Source organism: Arsenicicoccus sp. UBA2120, from assembly GCF_002330965.1.
Classification (GTDB): Bacteria; Actinomycetota; Actinomycetes; order Actinomycetales; family Dermatophilaceae; genus Arsenicicoccus; species Arsenicicoccus bolidensis.
In genome coordinates, this window is the sequence record NZ_DCYC01000100.1 from 1 (window position 1) to 3200 (window position 3200).

Annotated in this window: 3 protein-coding genes; all 3 read right to left on the bottom strand. The window is 71.1% G+C overall.

The features are described 5' to 3' along the window. The coding region (locus B2P18_RS17070; protein WP_286961719.1) for a Glu/Leu/Phe/Val dehydrogenase dimerization domain-containing protein at positions 1–442 on the bottom strand (442 nt) is incomplete at its 3' end. Positions 443–533: 91 nt separating this feature from the next. Continuing rightward, a complete protein-coding gene (locus tag B2P18_RS17075; protein WP_286961686.1) occupies positions 534–2705 on the bottom strand; it encodes a calcineurin-like phosphoesterase family protein in 2172 nt (723 codons plus the stop codon). A gap of 42 nt (positions 2706–2747) precedes the next feature. Continuing rightward, positions 2748–3200: SIR2 family NAD-dependent protein deacylase (locus B2P18_RS17080; RefSeq protein ID WP_286961687.1), on the bottom strand; the 453-nt coding region annotated here is incomplete at its 5' end.

Sequence of the window (3200 nt, forward strand, 5' to 3'; positions counted from 1 at the left end):
ACGACTGGCAGAAGCGCATGACCTCGCCGTCGGAGCGGCCCTTGGGGTCGAAGTCCGAGCCGCCCTTGCCGCCGCCGATCGGCAGCCCCGTCAGGGAGTTCTTGAAGACCTGCTCGAAGCCCAGGAACTTGACGATCCCGAGGTAGACGCTGGGGTGGAAGCGCAGCCCGCCCTTGTAGGGGCCGAGCGCGGAGTTGAACTCGACGCGGAAGCCGCGGTTGACCTGCACGCGGCCGTGGTCGTCGACCCACGGCACGCGGAAGATGATCTGCCGCTCGGGCTCGGCGAGGCGCTCGAGGATGCTCGCGTCGACGTAGTCCGGACGGCGCTCCAGCACGGGCCCGAGGCTGACGAGGACCTCGTCGACGGCCTGGTGGAACTCGACCTCGCCAGGGTTGCGGCGCAGGATCGTCTCGCGGACGGTCTCGAGGCGGGAGGGCAGCTGGGGCGCGGTCATCTGGGGTCCCTCTCGGTCGTCGGGTGTCCCCGCAATCCTAGAGGTGCCGTATGCCGGCCCGCCCGCCGTGACGGGGTCACGGCGGGCGGGCGCGGTTGCGGCACAGCGGGATCGTCAGCCGCCGGTGGTGAACAGCTCCTTGCGGAACTCCATCTGCGGGCGCTTCTCGACGACCTCGAAGCTGATGGTCTCGGTGAAGCGACGACCGAGCCGGTCGGTCGCCGTCACCTCCGCCCGGTGGACGCCGACCGAGGTTGGCCGGCAGCGGGAGGCGCCACAGGTGCGACATACGGTCCGCGATGTTGTTGCCGGGACGGGCCGCACCCGGACCGTACTTCGAGCCGCGGTAGAGCTCGTAGCCCTGGGAACGGGGGTCACCCGAGGTGCTCTGCTGGGCGTAGCGGTTGACGCTCAGCTGGCGGGTCGCGGCGTAGGGGTCGGCCCACTCGGCTCCGACGCGGTACTCCTCCCCACGGGCCTGCTGGGTGCGCTGGGCCGGCGCCTTGGCGCCCCCGTCGATCGACACCTCGACCTTGGAGCCGGTGGTGCCGTTCCAGACGTTGGCGGTCAGGTAGCTGCCACCGGCCAGGTCCTGCGGGGTCACCAGGTGCGGGTCGCCGAGGTCGTTGTAGCTGAGGGGCGGGACGAGGTCCTTGGCCGACGGCGGGTTGGCCTGGCGCCACTGGGACAGCGTCGTGAACCAGCTCCGCCAGTGCGGCGAGTTGATGCCGAGCGCCATCTGCTTCTGCTCCGGCTCGCCGGTCACCACGAAGGTCTCGCGGAACTCGTTGCCCTTCATGTCCAGGACCAGGTGACCGGGCCGGCCGCCGTCACGCTGGGTCGCCATCGGCAGGCCGTCGACGTCCAGGTCGCCGGAGTACCAGTCGCCCGAGAGCGCGCCGGCGACGATGTGCGGGAACGGCAGCGTGGAGACGCCCGCGGCCTTCTGCCAGGGGCCGTAGGAGTCACCCGCGCGCATGTTCTCCAGCGAGTGGGTGTGGCCCGACAGCGACAGCGCCTTGCGACCCTCGAGGAGCTTCCAGATCTCCTTGACGTTGTCGGTGCTGTGGATGGGGCTGGTCATGTCGGCGAAGCTCACGAGCGGGATGTGGCTGGCCAGGACGACCTGGTAGTCCTTGGGCGTGTTGGCCAGGTCGTTCTTGAGCCACTGCAGCTGCTCGTCGGTGAGGCGGCCGTTGTAGACGGGCTTGGCCGGGTCGTCGCACGAGGGGCGCTTGCCGTCAGCGTTGTCCGTGGCCTTCTTGCAGGGGAAGACCACGTTGTCGAGCCCGACGAAGTGGGTCTTGCCCACGTCGTAGGAGAAGTAGGCCGGACCCATCTGCTGGCGGAAGGTGTCGAAGGAGTCCTTGTCGTCCGTCGCGTCGTAGTCCAGGTCGTGGTTGCCCGGCACGAAGCGCAGGGGCGCGTCGATCTGGCCGGCCGCCTCCTTGATGCGGGGGTAAAGACCGAGGTCGTCGCCGGCGACGTCGCCGAGGAACAGGACGCCGCACGAGCCCAGGTCACCGCGGTCGGCCAGGTGCTTGAGGCCGCCGGCGCGGCCGTAGCCGATCTCGCGGCCGGAGTAGGTCTGCAGGTCCCCGGCGGCGACGCAGCGCTGCGTGTCGGCGGCCGTGGCCTTGGACGGCGCGAGCGGGAAGTTGACCATCGACGGCAGCGGGCCGGAGGGCTCGATCCCGCCGAAGCGCAGCTTCTGCTGGGTCCCCTTGGGGGCGTGGTTGTAGGCGAACTGGGCCACGTTGTTGCTGTCGACGGGGACCTGGTAGCCCGACGGCTGGGTGATGAAGACGGTCATCTTGTCCCGGACCGGGAGCTCGTAGCGACCCTGGGCGTCGGTCCGGACGACGTCGATGCCGTTGCTGACCTTGACCCCGGCGACGCCCTTGTCCTTGGCCTGCCAGGCGCTGTCCTTGTCCTTGTCCTCGAAGACGACGCCGCGCAGGACGGGCTCGCCCTCGGCGTTGGTGGTGGGCGTCCTGGCGCCGACGTCGCGGACGACCTGGACCTTGCCGACGAACCGGTCGAACGCGGCCTTCGGCTGGGGAGCGGCCGGGGCCTGGGCGACGGCCGGCTCGTCAGCGGCGATGCTGACGGCGAGTGCGGTGGCCGGCACGAGGCCGACGACGACGGCGAGAGCGATGGGTGTGCGGCGAGACATCATCACGAGCTCCTCGGGGAGGGTGCTGCCGCGGGGTGAGCGCTGGTGCGCCACAGCAACGTTCACCGTCACACGTGAACCTCAGGAGGCCGTGCGATGACGACCTGGCGGACGTCAGGCGAGGACGGCGGCCACCACTGCGGGGAGCGCGCGGGCGGCGGTCTCCCGCCATACCTCGTCGACGGCGTCGCTCAGCTCGGTGGGCGCGGGGTTGATCTCGACGACGGGGATCCCGCGGGCGCGGGCCAGGTGCGGCAGGCCGGCCGCGGGGTGGACGAGACCCGAGGTGCCGACGACCAGCACCAGGTCGCACTCCTCGACCGCCTCCTCCGCCCGCGACATCGGCGCGGTCGGCAGCATCTCGCCGAACCACACGACGCCGGGCCGCAGCAGCCCGCCGCAGCGGGTGCAGGTCGGCGGGTCGAGTCGCTCCACCGGGGCGGGTGGCACGGGCGGTTCCTCGTATGGCGCCTCCCCGCAGTCCGCGCACCGCGTCGCGAACAGGCTGCCGTGCACGTGGGCGAGCACGGCGCTGCCCGCGCGCTCGTGCAGGTCGTCGACGTTCTG